A 541-nucleotide genomic window follows, 5' to 3' on the forward strand; every position below is an offset into this window, starting at 1 on the left:
GGGGGAGCGCTCATCAATTTGCGCGGCGAGCTGATCGGCATTAACTCCGCCATCCTTGCACCAGCAGGCGGCAATGTAGGCATCGGGTTTGCGATTCCCTCTGTTGTGGCACAAAGCATCTTAAAACAGTTGATTCTATACGGAGAGGTGAAGCGCGGAGGAATTGGCGCAAGCTTCCAAGATTTAACCGCAGATCTGGCAGAAGCCTTCGGCTTGAATCTTTATCAAGGCGCATTAGTTAGTGAAGTGAAAACTGACAGTGCGGCAGAGCGCGCCGGACTAGTCCAAGGAGATGTTATTATTGAGGCAAATGAACGGCCAGTTAAAAACGCAGAAGACATGCGAAATCAGATAGGATTAGCGCCGCTGGGTGAAACATTAAAACTCAAACTGTTAAGAGGTGAAAGAACACTCGAACTAGTCGTCGAAACAGAAGAAATTCCGATACCAGAAATTAAAGGCGTTCAATTACACCCCAGCCTATCAGGTCTGCAACTCCAAGATCTTATTAACCCAGATAAAGAACGGAGTGTCGGCGTCA

Annotated in this window: 1 protein-coding gene; it reads left to right on the forward strand. The window is 48.1% G+C overall.

Annotation, left to right across the window (positions count from 1 at the left end):
• Positions 1–18: 18 nt before the first annotated feature.
• Positions 19–541, forward strand: a 523-nt coding sequence (locus A3738_RS07605; protein WP_197473682.1) for a S1C family serine protease, incomplete at its 3' end; no start/stop codon positions are given.

The organism is Oleiphilus sp. HI0066 (assembly GCF_001635725.1).